Genomic DNA, 18,940 nt, shown 5'->3' with positions numbered 1-18,940 from the left:
CCCGCGGAGCGGGACCCCAGGCGCTGCGCGCCTGGGAAGGGAGCTCCCTCGCTGCGCTCGGGGGCGGTCCGCTCCGCGGACCAGAGCCGGGCCTTCGGCCCGGATGTCCTCCGCTTCGCTTCGGATGGTCCTGCCTCGCAGGACCATGGCCGGCCTTCGGCTGAGGACCCCAGGCGCTGCGCGCCTGGGAAGGGAGCCCGCCTCGCTGCGCTCGGCGGCGGGCCGCTTCGCGGACCAAAGCCAGCCCTTCGGGCTGTTGGTCCTCCGCTTCGCTTCGGACGGTGGCGGTCCGCTTCGCAAGCCCTAACCCGGCGCTTCGCGCCGGGTGCCTACGCGCTGCGCGCTCAGGAGAGATCGGCCTCGCTGCGCTCGACGGGGCTCGGCTTCGCCGAGCAAGGCCGGTCCTTCAGACCGGAGTCCTACGTTTCGCTCCGGGCAGTTCGGGGTTCCGCTTCGCTCCACCCCGAATAGCGGAGAAACGATCATGCTGCTGTATTCTGTTGACGCATCGTCATATTTTTGAACCTGGAGAGATATCGTGAGACGCGCAATCCGCTCCCTGCTCGTGTTCTGCACCGTGGCCGCCTCCACCATGGCAACTGCCGGCACCAGCCAGGCAGCCCCCTCGCCCGGCCCGGGCACAACCACCGCAGAAAACGCCAGTAGCCCGGCGGTATGCGTTAAAGCTCACGTAGCCGGCCTCGGCTGGGGTAACGAGTTCTGCGGCATTGACACCTATACCGGGACAGTAGGACAGAACAGGGCCATCGAAGCTCTCCGAATCAGGGTCATTGGAGCGCCCAACGGGGGCAATTTCTGCGGCCAGGCCCACGTACGCAACGTTGGCTGGCAGCCCAAGATGTGCCGCGGAGCCGGCGATACCATCGAGATCGGCACCACCGGACGCGCCCTGCCCATGGAAGCCGTACGACTCTGGTTCGAATGGGATGAGACATTCGCCTTCCACGGCTGGTCCCACGTCCAGAACATCGGCTGGCAATACCACGCACCCAACACCTCAGCAATGGCCGGCATGGCCACCCTCGGAACCGTAGGCCAAGCCCTTAACCTCGAAGCAGTCTCAATCGGCATCGTCTACCAGTACTAACCACAGCAACCACGCATCACCTCCAAAACCCAGCGGAGAGCCCCAGCCGAAAGACTGGGGCTCTCTGCTGCGCTGCGGACTGCCCCCGTTCCAATGCCCTCTACCTGGGCAGGTCCACTTCACCGCCAGACACTCGCACACTTCGCGCGGGAGCGAACCCGTTTCACAGCCCCCGGCTCGTTGGAAAGGGCTCCGCTCCCTCACCTGGTCCTCCCCGGCACCGCCTTCAGGACCAACCCGCTCCGCGGGCAGCCAGCAGCCAAGGAGCCAGGTCGGGATGACGCCGGCTGGAACACGGCCCACCCCGCCCGCTCCCTCAGCAGTGCTTCATTCTGGAACCCGGATCGACTCTGGACACCGCTGCTAGCAACGCTCCGGTCGCTCAGCGACCCGCGATGTCGAGGATCAGCGGAACTGCGCAGTACTCAACCAACCTGCACAGCTCCCGGTTCGGGAATCTCAACGGCTACCTGGATGGCGCAATGCTCAGCACGGAGGCTGGAGTTCGCGCGGGATGGAGTCGGAGACTGCGAGCAATGCGGCGTGCGCGGCATCGCGCAACTCGTTGTCCTCCGGTACCGAACGCCATGTCCCGTGCCTGACGGGCCGCTCGTCGGCGTCGAGAAACGCCTGTAGAACCGGCTCGGCAGAGGCCGCAGGCCTGCCTATCTCGGCCAGGAGTTTCACTGTCGCAGTGATCGCCCGGTAGGCGCCGCCGCTCTCAGCGAATGGAGCGATGGCCTCGACGAGGACGGGGACGATCTCGTCGGTCCGTCCGGTGATCTTCCACAGGGCCTCGGAGACACGGAGGGGCAGCCAGCCTTCGTTGTGCACGTGGAGGAGTTCACGCAGCCGCTCAACATACGGGGCACCCGCCGGACCCATCTCTCCCAGCAGGGTCGCGGGGTTGTTCTGGCCATACGGCTCGCCCAGCTGCGGGAGCAGCAGCTTGAGTGCGGGCGTGCGGTCGCCGGTCAGCCGGCCGTACGCGAGCGTCAGGCAGCGCGGTGCGAACGTCTGGCCCTCGGGCGGGGCATCGAGCAGGGCCCGCAACCGTTCGGGGGACACGGCCTCGGCTGCGGCCGGCCCGATCGCGGCGAGGGCATCCAGGGCCCACACCGCGGCGTCGGTCTCCAGGAGACCGATCAGGTCCGGGATCGCATGGGCCGCGGCCGCACCCCATGCCTCGAGCAACTGGCAGAGTGCTCGACGCTCGTCGAGGGTCGAGGCTGCGGCGAGCCGGGCACGCAACGGCGGCATCAGCACGTCGGCGTGGGCCCCGAGCCCTCCAGCGGTCTCGGTCAGGCTCAGCTCGTACGTCCCCCAGCCGTCGGCGTGGACCCCGTGGTACCCGAACCCAAGCCGCTCACCCGACAGGCGCCGCACAAGCGGCGGTACGCACCGCGCGTCGCCGAACCGGGACAGCGCCCAAACGGCGTGGTCCTGGGCCGACAGGTACGGCTCGCCCTCGTCCGTCACCATGGCCGCCAGCGCGTCCGCCCAGGAGCGGGCGGCGCGCCCGCACATACCGAGGACCCGGGCTGCGAAGAGCCGATTGTCGGGCTCGGCATCGGACAACAGGCGGGCCACAACAGGGAGCAGCTCGGGTACGGCGGAGCGCCAGCGGCTGAGCATATCGGCGGCCGCCCGGAGCGCGCCCGCACGTACGCAGGCGTCCGGATGCGTCAGCAACCTCCCGATCGCGTCGGCCCGGTTCGCCCGATCTTCTCCCAGCAGGCCGATCGCCCAGATAACCGTCGACTTGGATCCGCCGCCGCCCGGCCTCCAGGTGGCCGGTTCACTGCCTCCGAACAGCACCTCGGACACCGTCTGCGCGTACGCGCTGTCGTCCTGCCCCGGCAGCGCGCGGCGCAGGGCCTGCACGGCAGAAAGGCGGGTGGGGGGCTCTGCGTCGTGCATGAGCTGTCGTAGCCAGGTGAGGGCATCGTCGCTCTGCGCGTCGGCGTGAGGGATCAGTGAGCCGACCGCATCGATGAGCTGGAGCCTCGGCTCAGGTTCCAGCTCTCCGGCCCACCGCGACCACCTCGTCGGCTCGGTGGCGGGCTTCGGCGAGAGCGTCGGCGACAGCAACGCGGTTCGGGGTCTCCGGGTCGTCGAGCAGCGGCAGCAGGTCCGTCACCGCCAGGTCCCAGGAGGCAGGCCAGGCCGGGGGGACCCAGCGAGGCTCCGAGGTGTTCGCCGTGTACGCGAAAGCCCCGACGAGCTCGAGGAGCTCGCGGCGGACGGCCGGAGCGATGGCTGGATCGGCCGCCGCCCCGAGTACGTAGGGAAGGGCGGCCGGAGCCGCGGAGCAGACCATGCCACCCTGGTGGTGGACATGCGTAAGCAGGTCATCGGCCGCATCAGCGGCCTTCTCCGGCCGGTACAGATCCCGAAGCATGCCAGGCACGTCCTCGGCCGTCCCATAGGCGTGCCCCAGCCCCGCCCAATCGATGGCATCGATCCCCGCCGGAGCATCACTCATCAGTACCCCTCCCCAACCCGCTCCGCGACAACAAATCCGCCGCCGCAGCCGGGCACCCCGTCCTGCGACAAAAAAATACGGCAGCCCTCGCGCGCCCCACCGCCGGCACCGCCGTTGCCAGGCGTCACGTCATATGAGGAAAGGCATTATTCCAGGACGAACATGTGGATCTTTCCAGCATCGACATATAGGGGTTGTTGGAGCCCTCGATCTGGGATGACGGTGTAGTGCGTGACGAGGAAGCGGCGGAGGTACGCGAGGCAGGAGGCGGGGTATTCTCGCCGGCCTTGGGGCAAGCCGCGGCGGTGCCGCGGTTGTTGGACCTGGACGGGCGGGGTGAGCTGACTCCCGCGCACGTACGCCTGGTGGCAATGGCGGTGGGTCGCAGTGAGCGGACGGTGTGGCGGTGGCTGGCCGCCGCCCGCAGTGAAGGCCGCACAGAACGCAAGGTGTCGAAACGGTTCGTGGTGACGGCCGAGATCCGGCGTCTGCTGGCGTTCTATGGCGGGAACGCCTCACGTCTGCACGAAGAACTGGTACGTCGGGCCGCCGAGAGCCAGGATTCCGGACCTGTGCCGTCTCTGTCGACGCTCCACCGTGCGCTGCGGCGGGACCTGACCCGCAGTGAGCGTGCCGGGCTCCGGTCGGGCGAGGCGGCGCGGCGTGCCCACGACATCTTCGGCAAACAGCCGGCGTTGCACCGCAACGCGGCCTGGGAGGGCGATCACAAGCATCTGCCCATCGAGGTGGACCTGGAGGGGTAACTGGTCACGCCGTGGGTGACGTGGTTCATCGACTGCGCGCACAACGTGATCACCGGCGCGTCCGTTACCGCACACGCGCCCAGCAGAGACGGCGTCCTCGCTGCGCTGCGTGTCGCCCTGGTCCGTGACGAGGCAGTGTTCGGGCCGGTCGGCGGGCTGCCTGGAAAGGTGCGGGTGGACCGGGGAAAGGAGTTCCTGTGTGAGGCCGTGACCGGAGCACTCGGAGCACTCGCGGTACCGGTGGTGGATCTGCCGGCCGGGACGCCGCACCTGAAGGGCAGCATCGAGGCCCTCAATGACGCCGTCGAGGAGATGTTCCTGGTCACCCTCCCCCGCTACCGGCACCGTCAACGCCTGGCAGGTGGCAGGCTCGCAGACCCGGACGCCCCACCGTTGGCGTTCGACGTGTTCGTCGCCGCGCTGCTGGAGTGGGTGCACTGGTGGAACACCAGCCACCGCTCCACCGCCCTGGGCGGCCGGACTCCGCTACAGGCATGGCAGGCCGACCCCACCCCGGTCACCGACGTGTCCAAGGAGTCGCTCATCGGGTTCGGCCTGGAAGGCGACGGCCGTATCCGGATGATCTCGACCAGCGGTGTGCGGTTTCGGCGCCGTGACTACATCGCGGACTGGATGGTCGGGTGCGCGGGAGACCGGTCACCGTGCGCCGGCTGCCGCACCACGACGAGGAGATCGAGCTGTTCGAACCGGTCAGCGGACGGCATCTGGGCAGGGCGTTTCTCGCCGACGCCGCCGACCTCGAACAGTTCACGGCCGTACGCTCCGCCCGCACCTCGGCGGCCAGGCAGCTGCGGGCCGATCTGAAGGCCGCCGAGAAGCTGCGCCGTAAGCGGTTCGAGGCCGTCACCACCGCCAAGACCCCCAAGCAGCTGAACACGCTCACCGCAGAGGAAGCCGAGGCGGAACTACGGGCCGCCGATCAGCGCGGGCTGCGTGAACTGGCCCGGCCCGACTACATCCCCCACGCCCCCGTGCCCGACACCTGGGCGCGCCCGATCCCCCCGACCCCGAGGACACCCACACCAGAAAATGATCACGAGGAGAGCCGCGAGCTGCGGGTCGCGGTCCAGGCGATGCTGGACGAGTAGGGGAGCCTGGAGCAAATATGCGCTCCGGCCAGCCAAAACGCAGGCCCCAGCGGCAGACCGGTTGCTGCCAGCACACCGATTCACCGCCTCAATGCTCATGATCAGTGAACATAGCGCCGAGGCCGAGGACCGGGCCGGTGCCCGGCAACCTGGGAAGGCAACCTGATCCTCGGTCAAGAGCAACTAGTCGGCTGTCGGCACCCCGGTCACCCGTCTGTTTCCGCGACCCTGTCATCCCATGGCAGCACGGCTCGAACGAGAACAGGAACGGCCTGCTGCGGCAGTACCTTCCCAAGGGCACCGACCTGACCGTCCACAGCCCGGAGCACCTGACCGCCATCGGATCGGCTCAACCACCGCCCACGCAAAACGCTCGGCTGGCAAACCCCAACCGAGCACCTGCACAAACTCCTTGCGGCCTGATCAAACCGACCACGTGTTTACAAAGATCTCTAGACGCCGCCCTGTCCGACCGAGCCCTTCGTCGCTCACGGAATGCAAACCTTTCTCGCCGAAAGCCGCTCGCCCCGGTGCTTCGATCGGACGGGACTGTCGGCCTCAGTCAAGCTTCCCGACCCTGCCGGGCAGCCTGGATTCCATGTAGAGAGAAGTCTGCTCCCCCTCACGATCCAGCAGCACGGAGAACTCGGCTTCCTTCGGTGTACGGAAGCCGATGTACCTCTTGTACCTCTTGTTCGGGTCGAGCGCGAGCTTGAACTGCTTCATCGACCCCGGCCTGAACGGTGGTGCCGTCGGCGAAATGCTTGCGCCTCCGATGTTGTCCCAAGCCGATGTGGGCCAATAGAGCGGGTTCGTCAGATCGACGTGATGATCCTTGAGGTACTGCTCCACACAGGTCGTGGGAGCTGTGAAGCTCATCGCCAATTTGATGCCCGGCGCGGAGGTCTGCCCGGAGAACGTCAGGTTCTCGGTCGGGCAGGGGGGAAGTTCCAGTTGAAATCCCTTCAGGACGTCCTCTCTCGCTTCCGTGGCGCAGCCCGTGACAATAACAGCGAAAAAGGCGCAAAACATAACAAAAACCTTCGTCGGCCCGGAGCGCCCACCGGAACTGGGCCTCAGGCCGTCCAACTCCCGCACATACCCCTCCATGGATGATTCGACTACCGCGCAGACTCGGCCAGTCTAGGGCAATACGAGATCGATCGAGGTGTTCTTACTGCCGTGCACCTCGCAGTCACGGGCGCAGCCGAATCTGTGCAGTTCCGCAAATGTGCCCATATCAACTCCATAGAACTTGTCGCCGTAGTCGAAATTGTAGTTCTTGAAGAAATCGATGCGGGTGTCGCCGGAGACGCGCACCCTGCCTCCATCGAGCTTTGTCATCGTGACCGACCCGCTCTGCCGGTAGTTGAATCCCCGGAGAGCAAAGGTCCGGTCACCGTTTCCGTCGTCGAACGCGCCGGTCAGCCAACGGGTGTCCAGGTTCACGCGGCAGGTCGCACCCGTTCCGCCCGGGCAGTTCGAAACCGCCTTAGCCAGGTCCTTCTTCAGTTCATCGCTACGGCCCGTGCTCCATACTCCGTCGCTGATGAGCCGGTCCATCTGGCCCGGCGAGAGGTTGTACGGACCGTCCGGGCTCGTAGTCCAGTAGCCGTACAACTCACAGGCCAGGGGGCCCTTTGCGCACGTCGCGAGACGCCCTGAGAACATCACGGCGCTCAGACCCGGCTCGCTGCCGATGTACTCCTACCAACGCGCCGAGTCGTACTCGGGGTGCCCAGCGGGGCCGGCGGCTGGTGCTGCTGCAGGCCGCGCTCCTGGAGCACGCCGCGGCGTACAACTTGCGTACGGTCATGACCTTCCACCAGAAGGTCATGAGGCCGGTGCGCTCGCGGAGAAGCTGCCCGAGACGGCGGCCGAGCTGTACGTCACCGACGCCTCCGACGCCGATCTCGCGGCTGCGGAGAAGCTGCCGAAGTCGTCGATCGAGGCCGAGTTCTACGAACTGGAGACCGGGCGCCACGTCCCGCCGGACCGGGTGTGGGCGGCGTGGCTGTGTGGGGACCACCTCGTCACCGAGCGGCGCGAGGTCCTGCGGCAGTTCGCCAACGGCATCGACGCGGACAACCGGCGCGTGCACCGGGCGTTCCTCGCGTCCGTGCGGGTCCTGGGCGAGGGTGTCGACATCACCGGCGAGCGTGGGGTGGAGGCGATCTGCTTCGCCGACACCCGCGGCTCCCAGGTCGAGATCGTGCAGAACATCGGCCGCGCGCTCCGGCTCAACAAGGACGGGTCCACGAAGATCGCCAGGATCCTCGTGCCGGTCTTCCTGGAGCCGAACGAGGACCGGCGCAAGACGCTCCTGGACGCGCCGGAGGCCGGGATGGTCTGGGAGCCCGGCGAGGAGGCATGGGAGGCCAAGCTCGCGGTGCTCCGGTCCTACCGGCGGGCCACCGGGCACCTCGCGCCTCGGCAGGACGCCGTGTGGGGCGAGGACGACGAGATGGTGCCCGTCGGGCAGCACATGGCCAACCTCCGCCGCAAGGGAGCGAAGAACGGGCTGGGGAAGGACGAGGACACCGCCACGACCCGGGCCGCGCAGCTCGCCGCGATCGACAAGGACTGGAACTGCCCCTTGCCCCTGGACTGGCAGCGCCACTGCCGCGTCCTGGCCGACCTGGTCGACGCCGACGGGCAGCTGCCCGACATCGCCCCGGGCGTGCTGCTGGACGGCGACGACATCGGGCGGTGGCTCCAACAGCAGAAGCAGCCGACCACTTGGGCGCGCCTGTTGCCCGAGCAGCAGGCGCGGCTGACCGCGCTGGGCGTGGAACCCGACCAGGCGCCGCCTCCGGCCCCGGCGGCCAGCCGTGCGGCGGAAGGGGCCAAGCAAGGCGCAGCAGGCGTTCCAGCGGGGCCTTGCAGCCCTCATGCAGTGGGTGGAGCGGGAAGGCGCCCATCGGCCCGTCCCCAGGGCCCACGGGGAGGAGATCACGGTCGAGGGCGAGGCGGAGCCGGTCGTCGTGAAGGTGGGTGTGTGGGTCTCCAACACCAAGAGCCGGCGGGACAAGCTCACCGCCGACCAGCTCGCCGCCCTCGCGAAGCTGGGCGTGAACTGGGCGGGAGCGGCGCCGACCACCCAGACCGCTCCGGCCACCCTATGATCCGGCCAACCTCTGACCGCTTCCCGCACCCTCGCCGGACCCAGGGCCTCTTGAAGCTTGGGGTCCGGTGCTGTGGTCGTGCGTCGGCCTTTCAACCCGGTGCCGTTCGCGCCACCTTGTCGGTTTTCAGCCGTCCCACCTGGAGTTGTTGATCGGTAACGCTCCGTACTTACGCGCTCTGACCAGGCAGGCAGGCGGCCTGCTAGCGAGGAGACGACATGTCCGAGAACACGCCCAACGCGAAGGGCACCGCACCGGCCCAGTACAAGCCTGCAGCGACCGGGCTGGCGGCTACGAACCATGACGATGCGCTGAGGCGGATCGACGCTCAGGCTGCCGAACTCGCGAAGTCGCTTGAAGAGCTGAAGGACGCTCCCGAAGCCACTCGGGCGGCTGCTGTCCGTGCCGTGAAGCCGAGGGTGGAGGGCTATCTCACCAACTGGTCGCAGTACGAGCGTGGCCACTCCGTCTTGATCCCGGCCGACCAGGTCAAGACCGAGGACATTGGGACGCTGTCCATCGAGTACCTCGACGGTCAGCCCTTGATCGCCGTTAGTGGGGGCAAGTACATTTCGGCAGCGCTGACGGTCGTTGATGGGGCGGGGAATGCTGTAGCTGGGTACGCGGCGGGTCCGCGGGTCCCGACCGATGCGGTTTATAGCTTTCTTGAGATCAAGCAAGACGCCTCTGGCCTGTAGCAGCCACCTGCCACACCGCACGGGCCTGGTCGGGGTTCCCGCTGGTCAGGGCGCAAATGTGTCACCTGACAGTCGATTCATCTTGCGCACGCGTTACCCGTGCCCGTTAACGGGCACGGCTTCACGCAGCATCGTGGGCCCCCAGCCAGGCCCCGGCCACTTCAAAGAAATCCCACTGGTGCGGCGTGCTTGCTGCTGTGCCCCCATGGCCGGGGGCACAGCAGCAGCGGGTCTCAGGCTTGGCGGCGGTACATCACGTGCAGCTGGCTGTTGAAGGACGCGGCGGCCGGAGCATCCATCAGTTTGGCGCCGGGGACCGGCTGGCTGCCCGTGAAGCTGCCTCCGTAGTGGGCCACATGGAGGCCGCCGTCGAGGCCGCGAACGAAGATGTGCAGGGTGCCGGCGTTGTTGGCGAGCGCGGGGGCGTGGGTGGAGCGCCAGCCGCCGATCGTGCCCTGGCTGACCCAGTTGCCGCCGTTGACGCCGCCGTTGATGCTGGTGTGGATCTGCTGGTTGATGGTGGCGACGCGCCAGAGGCGGTCGCTTTGCGGGGCCATCGCGACGTGGGTGGACACCTGCCAGTGGAGGTGGTCCCCGCCCCATCCGCTCCAGCTGTTGCCGTTGTAGAGGCTGTGGTGGAGGGTGGTGTGGGCGCCGACGTGGGTCAGCCACGCCCGTTCGGCGAAGGTGCCCAGGGGCGGGGCCTGCTTCGCGTTCCCCGGGAGTTGGGACGGTGCGCTCCAGCCCTGTGACGGTGTGAAGGTCCGGGTGAAGATGGCGCCGTTCTTTCCGGTGACGGCGTAGATGAGTTTGCCGTGGGCCCAGGTCAGGGCCGGGGCGAACCAGCTCTGGTCGCCACCGACCTGCTCGGGCACGGTCCAGTTGCCGTTGGCATCCATGCTGGTCCACATGACCGCCTGGTCCTCAGGGCGCAGGTAGCAGGCGTAGAGGCGGTCGGTGTAGGCGCTCAGGGCGGGGGTGGTAATGCTGCGGAAGGGCAGGGGTTGCGGTGTCCCCCAACCGGAGGCGCCGCGCACGGCGTATTCCAGGGTGCCCACCGCGAAGGGCACGGTGGTGCCGGCGTACTTCACCCGCAGGTCGTGGGAGCCGTCTCCGTCGAACCTCCAGGTGGTTCCCCCGCTGCGGGAGAGCATGGCCAGTTCGTAGCGGCCCATCCCGATGGCACGCTGGCAGGAGATGTCGCTGTAGTTGCGGAACAGGTCGGCCACGAGGAGGAACAGACCAGCGGTGGTGGTGGCCATCGACACCCACACGGGGAGCACCTGGGTGAAGAAGTCATCGAACTGCAGCGTCTGGTTGAGCTGTTTCATCGCGTCGTTCAGCGCCTTGTTCAGGGCCGCCCACCACTCGTCGGTTTCGTCGTCCTTCTCCCAGCAGACGATGGTCACGCCGAGGTAGTCGCCGCTGGTGTTCCCATCGAAGAGGACCCTGTTGCCGGCGGAGAAGTGGCGCGTGTGGCCCTTCTCGACCGCTCCGAACTCCTCCGAGGTGAAGGGGCGGGCCCCGGAGGCCGTGCCGGCGGCCGCGGTCCAGAAGATCTCGTCCCTGCCGCCGCCCTGGTCGCCCACCGCCCGCTCGACCTAGAAGCTGTCCGCCTCCAGCCTCACCGCGTACGACTGCGCGGCGCCACCGTCCGCGCCCTCACCGCCGCCGTCGCCGGGTGTTTGTGCGGCGCCGTCCTGCGGGTTGTCGCCGACACCGAAGCTCTCGCCCGGTACGCCGCCGGGTCGTCCTCATGCCGGTCCGCCGACCGCGGGTCGATGATCTGCACGTTCGGAGCCGCCATCGCGTCCGCGATCATCTACGGAAGATCCGCCCGCAGGTCCTCGATCGAGTAGCCCTCCTCCACCGTGCGGTTCGCGAACGTCTGCGGCACCACCGCCAAGGCGCCGCCCGCGTCAAGTGCTTCCCGGTAGACGCCGCCCCATGCCTTCAGCTCGTCCTCGGTCAGGACCGTCCCCACCGCGTCCAGGACCAGCTTCTCCAGATCGGTGGGCTCATGCCCCTGCCGCACCCGGTCCGCACCGTGCAACATCGCCCCCACCAGCACGTTCCCGAACGCACCCTGCCCCAGGGCCCGCCCCACACCCTCCTCCGCGCGCGACCCCGACAACAGGCCCCGCGGCCGCTCCAACCGGTCCTGCTCCGTCGACTCAACCCTCTACTCAGACACCCGCAACTCCCCACAGCAACGATCCACAGCGACCAGTCAGTCACGCACAGTGAACACTAGGACACCTTGGATCCCCCAAACCGCCATAGGCCCCAACCAGCCACAAACCGACTGAATACACGTCCTTGACCTGCACTCGGAGTAGGTGAGAGACCAGAGGCCCGGCAGAGCGACCCGCGCCCGCACGGCACCCAGGAACGGTGCGTCAGGGGGTGGAGGCCCGCGCCGCGTACCTGGTCCGGACGTGCTGGAGAAGAGCGTGGGCCTCGGACGCGCGGCGGTGTTGCACTGAACGCGTTGCAGCGCCAAGGGCTGGTGCTGCAGTCGGCGGCGCCGGGCTGGAGGGAAAACTCTGCGAGGGCGGGACCGGCGCTGACAGACTCGGGTGCGTCGTGATCACGGAACGTCGACGGAGGACGCAGTGAGCCAGCAGGAGCAGCCCTGGCAGCCGAGCCCGAACGATCTGCCCTTCACCACCCACCTGATCAATCCTCACGGCGACCGGCATCTCGGCTTCAACGATGTCGAGGGCCGGTACTACCGGCTGTGGCAGCACAAGGCCCCCGAGCGGCTCCACACCGGCGACGCCATCTTCCTGCGCCCCAGCGACATCAACCAGATCATCAGCCACGCCATGATCTGGGTCCGCAACCACCCGGACGACCCCCGCGGCTACGAGCTCATTGACGAAGTCGCCGCCGGGGCGAAGGGAATCGTCATGCACTTCGCCCAGGCCGCCCAGGCCCCGTCACAGGGCTAGGACGACGTACCGCCCGCCGCGCCCCAGCCCCGTACGAAGGCGGCCAGGGCGCGGCGCTGCTCTTCCTGCCGGGCGGTCTGCTGCGCGAGGACCTGACGGTCGACGTACGGATCGACGGCGGCGAGGACCAGGCGCCGAAGTTCGTCCGGCTCCAGCGCTTCGACCTCCCACTGGACGGATGCTCGATGTCGAAGCCGTGGCGCCGTGCGAAGGCCGGCCATCTCGGGTCGCCGCGCTTGCCGTCGGTCGCGGGCAGCTCGTAGTCGTGGATGACCTGGTCGTAGGTGAGCAGCACCCGCTCGGTGTGACTCCAACAGGCTGTGCGCGCTGTCCAGTCGCGTTCGACGTCCTCACCGCTACAGTCGAAATCGCCGACCACCAGGAGCGCCGCTTGCCTCGGGTCGGCGGCGACGCGGTCGCGGACGACGTCGACGTGGGACTGCGAGCCGAAGCCGCGGACCACCAGGACCGGGATGCCGTACGGGGCAAGCCAGCCGGTGAGGAGCTGCCGGAGCGTGTCCTTTTCCGCAGCGACGTAGAGCGCCTGCGACTGGCCTGTCGTGAGGTCGAGGCCGAACCAGTCGGGGCTCTCGCGCAGGAACGTGCCCGCGTCCGGCCAGGCCGGTGGGACGTGGACTTCGCGCAGGGTGTCGATCAGGTCGGGGAAGCGGCCCTCGCGGCGGGCTTGGGCGAGGTGGGAGGACAGGTGCCGGTACATCGACGGCGTGTGCGGCAGCACGCCGGCGGAGGCGAGGCGGTACATGACCTGTTCTCCACCGTTTCCCTGTCTCACGAGACAGGGACGGGCCTTGTGTGCAGACCGGTGGCATGTCCCGAATAGTCGCTGAGAAGTCGGCGAGGCTTGGTCCCACCTGAGACAGTCAGCAGGCTGGTGTCCTCATGGCCGCGCAGGCCAACGCCCTTGGTCCCCGCGCGCCCGGTGAGGCCCTGGCCCAGACTGTCGTCCGTGGGCTTCTACCAGCTCTCCCGCAACTGCGAGACGCCAATCGAGGCGACCCCTTCACTCCTGATCGCTGCTGAGTTCAGGAGCCTTCGGTCGGCCCGGCCCGATCCCATCCGGGCGCCCGCACGTCGATCGTGAGACCTCCCGGCCTGACCTCCTCACCGCAGGTGCGGCACGTCGACTTCAGATCGAGGTCATGCTCGGTGTCGTGCCCGGAGCCGGGCCCGCCGCGATGCCGGAAGGCGACCGGCGGAGTGTCCACCGCCCAGCGATCGCCCCAGCCCAGCAGCGCGCGCATCACCGGTGCGAGATCGCGGCCGGCCTCCGTGAGGTGGTATTCGAAGCGCAACGGGCGCTCGCTGTAGGCGCGGCGCTCGACCACGCCCGCCTCTTCCAGTGCGCGCAGTCTGGCGGCGAGGCGGTCGCGGGGGGCGCCGGTGTTGCGGACGATCCGGTCGAAGCGCTGGTTGCCGTAGAAGATCTCGCGGATCGCCAGGAGGGCCCAGCGTTCGCCGACGAGTTGCAGCGCGGCGGCCACGGAGCACGGCCGACCGGGCACTTCGGGGTGCGGAACCAAGTTCTCGCCCTGCTTCGCGTTCGAGGTCACGTCCCCATCCTCCCCCGAGTCCGTTGTGTTTTCAAACCCACATGGATAGCCTCCGGTCCATGACAGTTGGATTTTCAAACCCACCGAGCGCGTCCCGAGCCGTGTTCGCGACGGTCGTGGCCGCGGTCTTCATGTCGAACCTCGACCTCTTCATCGTCAACGTGGCCCTCCCGGCGATCGGCCGCTCGTACGGCGGCAGCGGCCTGGGCTCCCTCTCATGGGTCCTCAACGGCTACGCGATCGTCTTCGCGGCGCTCCTCGTCGCCGCCGGCCGCGTCGCCGACCGCTCCGGCCACAAGCCGGTCTTCCTGACCGGATTGGCGGTGTTCACCCTCGCCTCGGTCGGCTGCGCACTCGCCCCCAACGTCGGGACGCTGGTCGCGGCACGGCTCGTGCAGGCCGCCGGCGCCGCGCTGCTGATGCCGACGTCGCTTGCGCTGCTGCTCGACACGACGGCGCCCGAGAAGCGCGCCGGGGCGGTGCGGGCCTGGGCGTCGATCGGCGGGATCGCCGCCGGACTCGGGCCGGTGGCCGGCGGGCTGCTAGTCGAGGCCGGATGGCGCTGGGTGTTCATCGTCAACGTGCCAGTGGGGATCGCCGCGTTCGCCCTCGGTGTCAAGGTGCTCCCGTCGCCCGGACGCGCCGGGGCGGAGAACAGTCCGCTGCCCGACCTGTTCGGCGCCGCCCTTCTCACCGGATCGATCGCCACGCTCGCGCTCGGCCTGGTCAAGGCTCCTGACTGGGGCTGGACGAGCGCCGGCACCCTCGGCGGCCTGGCTGCCGCGGTGCTGCTCGGCGTCTGGTTCGTGCTGCGCTCGGCCCGCCACCCCGTGCCGATCGTCGAGCTGCCGCTGCTCCGGGTTCCGGCGTTCGCATCCGCGGCGGCCTCCCTGACACTGTTCACCATCGCGTTCGCCGGAATGCTGCTCGGCGCGGTGCTCTGGTGCCAGGGCGTGTGGGGCTACTCGGCTCTGCGCACCGGCCTCGCCATCGCGCCGGGCCCCTTGCTGGTGCCGCCGGTCGCGTTGCGGATCGGGCCCGCCGTCGCCAGATTCGGTGCGGGCCGCATCGCGCTCGCGGGAACCGTCCTGTTCGCGGCCGGCATCCTGTGGTGGGCCGCGACGCTCGACACCGACACGGCCTACGCGGCCTCGCTCCTGCCCGGCATGATGCTGACCGGCCTCGGCGTCGGCATGACGCTCCCGGTCCTGACCGGAGTGTCGGCGGCCGCCCTGCCGCCGGCCCGCTTCGCCACCGGCTCGGCCATCACCTCGATGGGCCGCCAGATCGGCGCCGTCCTCGGCGTCGCGATCCTGGTCGGCATCCTCGGCACCCCGGCCCCTGGACACGCTGTCGCGGCGTTCCAGCACGGCTGGTACGCGGTCGCCGCGGCGTCCCTGCTCGCCGCGTGCGCGACGGTCCCGCTCGTCCGCAAGCCGCGACCGGCCGCCGCCAAGGCGTCCGACATCGCAGACGCCGCAGAGGCCGCGAAGGCCGGCGCCGCCTGAGAAGCGAGTCCCGTCCATCGACGGACGGACGGGACTCGCACTCACCCGAAGAACCGCCAAAGGGCCGCGCTCTCAGGAGCGCGGCACCCGCGAACCCCGAGCAGCTCGCACGCGGAGCGGCCATGCCCCTGCCGTGCCAAGAAGTGAGCGGTGAGACACCCTCAAGCCATGCAGAGAACACCTGTCTCAACGTGACCTTGAGCGGCGCGTACCCATCCACGATCTGCCGCGCCCGTTCCACGACGAGGGGCCACCGGATCCGTTCACGCGCCATACCGGTACATGTACCCCTGCGCGCGGCCGCCGGCCCCCGGACATAGGACAGACCTCTTTCTCCGGCTATCGCGGACAAAGAGGTGTCGTTTTCCGAAGGGGGCTTGCCCACGGCATCTGACCTGCACGAATGCTCACGGTCACACCTGCGGTCCCCCGCCCAGTACACCCGTGCAGACACCTCTCCAGCCCCCTTCCGGTGCAACCCTCCTGCGGGTCGGGACGCAACCGGCGGCCCTCCCGGCCGGGGAGGCTTGCCCAGGTGCGCTGAACAGGTGGAAGCCGGGCCTGTGGCGTGCCTGGGTCGCCGGGCAGCGGTTGGGGGTTCGGCGGACCGATCGGCCCGTGCACGGATCACGTCTGCGAGGCAGAGCATGGGACGACACAAGCTGCACAAGCCGAGCGCGCCGCGTGGTGAGGGCGGGCGGCCGACGGAGTGGTTCGGCACCGCGTTCCACTCCGTCCGCAGGATGCAGCACCTAGACGTCCGCCGGTCCGGCAACGGCATCCTGATCACCTCCTCCCCCGCCGAGATCGACGGCGCCCCGGCCTCGTGGCAGCTGCGCCTGCGCAACGACGACGGCGGCCAGGGCCTGAACGAGATGGGCACGGCCATGAAGGCCGGGCACGGGCATCTCTACAACGTGAGCGAGGAGCCCGGCGCCAAGACCGTCCTGGCGTTCCTCCCGAACCACCCCGCCGAAGGCGTCGGCACGCTGGCCCGCGTCCGTACCAGCGAAGGCCCGAACGGTGACGTGGTCTTCGAGCGGTCCGCGGAGCGGCCGATGGCGCTGTGGGCCGAGGCCGGGGAGAACCTCCTGCGGATCGTGCCGCAGCTCGGCCCGGACGCGCCGGCCGGAGACGGAGTCGACGACTGCCTGCCGTGCCCCGGCTGCTACCGGCCCGACCACGACAGCTCCTCCTCGCACACCCTCCTCGGCGCCACCCCGTTCCACCTGGCCGGGCTGTGCAGGCAGTGCGCCGACGGCAGCACGCTCCGCTCGCTCCGCCAGGCCGACGGCGTCCCCGTCGACCCGGAGCAGCTCGTCGTCCTGGAGACCGTGGCCTCCGCGATGGCGTAACCCGGCACCCGGGCAAGCCCACCCGCGCGGAGGGCTTGCCCAGGGTCGCCTCAGGCTTGCCCAGGTGCTCAGGCTTGCCCGGTGGCCGGCTCCCACAGCGGGCGGGCACGGCCGGTGCCGTCGCAGTGGAAGCACCTGCCGCCCCCGGGCATGCTGCGGGCCCCGATGGTGTCGACGGCCTGGCGCAGGAGCCGGGTGCGGCCGTCGACGTGGGCCGGGTGCAGGGCGAGTTCGTGGCGCTTGCCCACCATGACCTCCAGCGCGACCCCGGGCCCGGCGTAGCCCAGTTCCGCGGTGACGCCGTGGCTGACCGTTCGGATGAGGTGGTGGAGGTGGCCCATCGTCTCCATCCCAGACAGCTCCACCCGCGCGGTGAACAGGACGTCGTCCGGCTCGGTGAGGGACAGCAGCGCCTCCGGCCGCTCGAACGGCGCGAGGCGGCCGACCGGGTCGCGGTGGGCCGCGCGGAGGCACGCCAGGGCCAGCCACATGTCGCCCGTATCGCTCTGCCCGAGCACGGCCGGGCTCTCCTGCTTGATTCGTCTCATGCCTCCGGTCTACGGCCAGCGAGGAGGAGGCGGCCGGCTTCAGGCCGTCACGTCCCAGACGGTGACGCCGCGACCTTGGGAGCCGTCCCGCCACGCGATCCGGGCGCTGGGCAAGCCCTCCGAGCAGAGGGCTTGCCCAGCAGGGGCCGTGACCGATCGGCAGGCCGGCTGTGACCGATCAGCCTCCCGTGATCGGTCAGCCAGCCCCTCGCCGGGGAAGACCGGGTGGCCGTGACCGATGCCGCCTGCCCGCACTGCCGCCGACCGGAGTGGGCAAGCCCTCGGCTCGGAGGGCTTGCCCAGGCTCTCCTTGGGCTTGCCCGGCACCGGTCAGCGGCCGACCGCTTCGGGGTAGCGGTCACGGCGGCGGTGCGGGTCGTCGACGCCGATCTCGCACCAGGGCTCGCCGCGCTGGAGCCGGGGCAGGGTGTTCGCCCATACCGCGATGGTGATGCCCTTCACGGCGGCCGTGAGCGGCTGGAGGCGGTTGTCGAGGAGGTGTTCGGCCTTGCCCGCCAGGACGACGTGCAGCCGCGGGAAGGTGGTGGAGCGGGTGTAGCGGTGGCGCTGCCAGAACGGGTATGTCCCGCCGATGGTGCCGCGGGCGCCTTCCCAGACGCGGTGCCCGGCGTAGCACTCGTAGTCCCAGACCTCCTTCGCGAGGCGGGCCTGGGACATGGTGCCGTTGTCGAGTTCGAAGAGGCGGACCTCGCTGGTTTTGGTCGGCACGGCGAGGACGGCGTCGGTGTTGAATGACAGGCCGGTCTGCTTGATGGCGTGGTTGACCTCCACCTGCCAGTCGGACAGGTACTCCCGGCGCCCGCGCAGGACGGTGTCGGCGTAGGCGAGGATCGTGTCGGTCACCGCGAGACCGTGCGGGCCGAACCCGGCGCGGACAGCCTTCGCTCCGGTGCCGGCCTTCGGTCGGGGTGGCAGCTCGTTGCCGTCGGCGAGAGCCTTCTGCCCTGCCGGGGTGAGGTTCCAGATCCGGTGCTTGCCGTCCTTGCCGTTCGTCTCCGCCAGCCCGAGTTTCTCAGTTCCACCATCGCCCTGCGCACGTACGACCGGCCGTCCGACTCCTCCCGGAGCGGGACCCCATGCGCTGCGCGCATGGGGAGGGAAACCGCAGTGCTGCGCACTGCGGGGCCCGGCAAGCCGGGCCAAAGCCGGCCTTCGGCCGTGGTCCTTCGCTGCGCTTCGGACTGCTTGGGCTCCGCTTCGCTCCACCCAAGTGGGGCCCGCTTCGCGGGCTTTGCGCGAAAGCTGACCCCATTTCATGGGGTTCCGGCTTTCGGCCTGTTGGAGTGGGTCCGCTGCGCTCCCCCACTCCAAAGAGTCCTTACGGCTTCGCCTCCAGGACCGGCCCGCTGCGCGGGCGGCTGGCTACAGGGCTGGGGGAAGGGGTGCTGTTGTCAGTCGACTGCGGGCCCGAGCCGCAAAAGGTTGATGCTGCTTGCGGCTCGGGCCGGTCAGCTGGCTACGGGGAGTCAGTTGGGCAACGGCTTGACGATCGTGTGGGTGATGACCTGCCCCTTGATCGTCTTCTTCTCCAGGGTCTGGCTCCCCTTCGGGGCCGCAGGCTTTTCCTCTGAAGCCTCAACCTCCGAGTCGGCCGTGACCTCGTCGCCGTGTTCGTCCGCCATGTACTGCTCCTCTTCACTCCACGTACGGTCCAGACCCAGTCAACCTCCCCAACAGCACCCACTGGGTAACCG

Annotated in this window: 16 protein-coding genes and 3 pseudogenes; 8 read left to right on the top strand and 11 right to left on the bottom strand. The window is 69.2% G+C overall.

Annotated features, from left to right (window positions below):
• Positions 1-538 precede the first annotated feature (538 nt).
• Positions 539-1,108: a hypothetical protein gene (locus ACFYYT_RS24240; RefSeq protein ID WP_351818450.1), complete on the top strand. Its 570-nt coding sequence runs from the start codon at positions 539-541 to the stop codon at positions 1,106-1,108.
• 486 nt (positions 1,109-1,594) lie between these two features.
• Here the strand turns inward: ACFYYT_RS24240 and ACFYYT_RS24235 are convergent, their stop codons facing one another.
• Complete coding sequence (locus tag ACFYYT_RS24235; RefSeq protein WP_351818453.1) at positions 1,595-3,028, bottom strand: HEAT repeat domain-containing protein; 1,434 nt, start codon at positions 3,026-3,028, stop codon at positions 1,595-1,597.
• 91 nt (positions 3,029-3,119) lie between these two features.
• Positions 3,120-3,509, bottom strand: coding sequence for a hypothetical protein (locus tag ACFYYT_RS24230; RefSeq protein WP_351818456.1), 390 nt, complete (start codon positions 3,507-3,509; stop codon positions 3,120-3,122).
• A gap of 389 nt (positions 3,510-3,898) precedes the next feature.
• Here ACFYYT_RS24230 and ACFYYT_RS24225 point away from each other — a divergent pair.
• Together ACFYYT_RS24225 and ACFYYT_RS24220 are read left to right on the top strand one after the other, a co-directional pair.
• Positions 3,899-5,466: pseudogene (locus tag ACFYYT_RS24225) on the top strand (Mu transposase C-terminal domain-containing protein).
• A gap of 212 nt (positions 5,467-5,678) precedes the next feature.
• A pseudogene (locus ACFYYT_RS24220) lies at positions 5,679-5,889 on the top strand (transposase); the annotation flags it as partial.
• Positions 5,890-6,024: 135 nt separating this feature from the next.
• On the opposite strand, the gene ACFYYT_RS24215 reads toward ACFYYT_RS24220, so the two are convergent.
• Together ACFYYT_RS24215 and ACFYYT_RS24210 are read right to left on the bottom strand one after the other, a co-directional pair.
• Entirely contained in the window at positions 6,025-6,564 is a 540-nt protein-coding gene (locus tag ACFYYT_RS24215; RefSeq protein ID WP_351818464.1) for a hypothetical protein, read from the bottom strand.
• 45 nt (positions 6,565-6,609) lie between these two features.
• A complete protein-coding gene (locus tag ACFYYT_RS24210; RefSeq protein ID WP_351818467.1) occupies positions 6,610-7,029 on the bottom strand; it encodes a hypothetical protein in 420 nt (139 codons plus the stop codon).
• Between the two features lie 143 nt (positions 7,030-7,172).
• Here ACFYYT_RS24210 and ACFYYT_RS24205 point away from each other — a divergent pair.
• Positions 7,173-8,591: pseudogene (locus ACFYYT_RS24205) on the top strand (Helicase associated domain protein); the annotation flags it as partial.
• A 218-nt stretch (positions 8,592-8,809) separates the two neighbouring features.
• Positions 8,810-9,289, top strand: a complete 480-nt coding sequence (locus tag ACFYYT_RS24200; RefSeq protein ID WP_351818470.1) for a hypothetical protein — start codon at positions 8,810-8,812, stop codon at positions 9,287-9,289.
• 233 nt (positions 9,290-9,522) lie between these two features.
• On the opposite strand, the gene ACFYYT_RS24195 is transcribed toward ACFYYT_RS24200, so the two are convergent.
• Both ACFYYT_RS24195 and ACFYYT_RS24190 read right to left on the bottom strand, forming a co-directional pair.
• Entirely contained in the window at positions 9,523-10,878 is a 1,356-nt protein-coding gene (locus ACFYYT_RS24195; protein WP_351818473.1) for a hypothetical protein, read from the bottom strand.
• 233 nt (positions 10,879-11,111) lie between these two features.
• Positions 11,112-11,345 carry a hypothetical protein gene (locus ACFYYT_RS24190; RefSeq protein ID WP_351818475.1) on the bottom strand — a complete coding sequence of 78 codons (234 nt, stop codon included), beginning with the start codon at positions 11,343-11,345 and terminating at the stop codon, positions 11,112-11,114.
• 559 nt (positions 11,346-11,904) lie between these two features.
• Here ACFYYT_RS24190 and ACFYYT_RS24185 point away from each other — a divergent pair.
• Positions 11,905-12,243, top strand: a complete 339-nt coding sequence (locus ACFYYT_RS24185; RefSeq protein ID WP_351818478.1) for a hypothetical protein — start codon at positions 11,905-11,907, stop codon at positions 12,241-12,243.
• Here ACFYYT_RS24185 and ACFYYT_RS24180 read toward each other — a convergent pair.
• Together ACFYYT_RS24180 and ACFYYT_RS24175 are read right to left on the bottom strand one after the other, a co-directional pair.
• Positions 12,200-13,006, bottom strand: coding sequence for a hypothetical protein (locus ACFYYT_RS24180; protein ID WP_351818481.1), 807 nt, complete (start codon positions 13,004-13,006; stop codon positions 12,200-12,202). The genes ACFYYT_RS24185 and ACFYYT_RS24180 overlap by 44 nt on opposite strands.
• A gap of 280 nt (positions 13,007-13,286) precedes the next feature.
• Positions 13,287-13,814 (bottom strand): helix-turn-helix domain-containing protein, encoded by a 528-nt coding sequence (locus ACFYYT_RS24175; protein ID WP_351818484.1) that lies wholly within the window; start codon positions 13,812-13,814, stop codon positions 13,287-13,289.
• A gap of 101 nt (positions 13,815-13,915) precedes the next feature.
• Between ACFYYT_RS24175 and ACFYYT_RS24170 the strand changes: the two genes are divergently transcribed.
• Entirely contained in the window at positions 13,916-15,322 is a 1,407-nt protein-coding gene (locus tag ACFYYT_RS24170) for an MFS transporter (RefSeq protein WP_351818487.1), read from the top strand.
• Between the two features lie 647 nt (positions 15,323-15,969).
• On the top strand, positions 15,970-16,677 hold the full coding sequence (locus ACFYYT_RS24165) for a hypothetical protein (RefSeq protein WP_351818490.1): 708 nt from the start codon (positions 15,970-15,972) through the stop codon (positions 16,675-16,677).
• 68 nt (positions 16,678-16,745) lie between these two features.
• Here ACFYYT_RS24165 and ACFYYT_RS24160 read toward each other — a convergent pair whose 3' ends face one another.
• The 3 genes from ACFYYT_RS24160 to ACFYYT_RS24150 form a co-directional block, all read right to left on the bottom strand.
• On the bottom strand, positions 16,746-17,225 hold the full coding sequence (locus ACFYYT_RS24160; protein ID WP_351818493.1) for a hypothetical protein: 480 nt from the start codon (positions 17,223-17,225) through the stop codon (positions 16,746-16,748).
• Positions 17,226-17,555: 330 nt separating this feature from the next.
• Complete coding sequence (locus ACFYYT_RS24155) at positions 17,556-18,503, bottom strand: replication-relaxation family protein (protein ID WP_351818495.1); 948 nt, start codon at positions 18,501-18,503, stop codon at positions 17,556-17,558.
• Positions 18,504-18,712: 209 nt separating this feature from the next.
• Positions 18,713-18,868, bottom strand: a complete 156-nt coding sequence (locus ACFYYT_RS24150; RefSeq protein WP_351818498.1) for a hypothetical protein — start codon at positions 18,866-18,868, stop codon at positions 18,713-18,715.
• Positions 18,869-18,940: the final 72 nt, after the last annotated feature.

Origin of the sequence: Streptomyces sp. NPDC002032 (genome assembly GCF_042890765.1) — a bacterium.
Classification (GTDB): domain Bacteria; phylum Actinomycetota; class Actinomycetes; order Streptomycetales; family Streptomycetaceae; genus Streptomyces.
The sequence above is the reverse complement of the archived record's forward strand: the minus strand, read 5'-3'. Positions and strand labels throughout refer to the sequence as shown.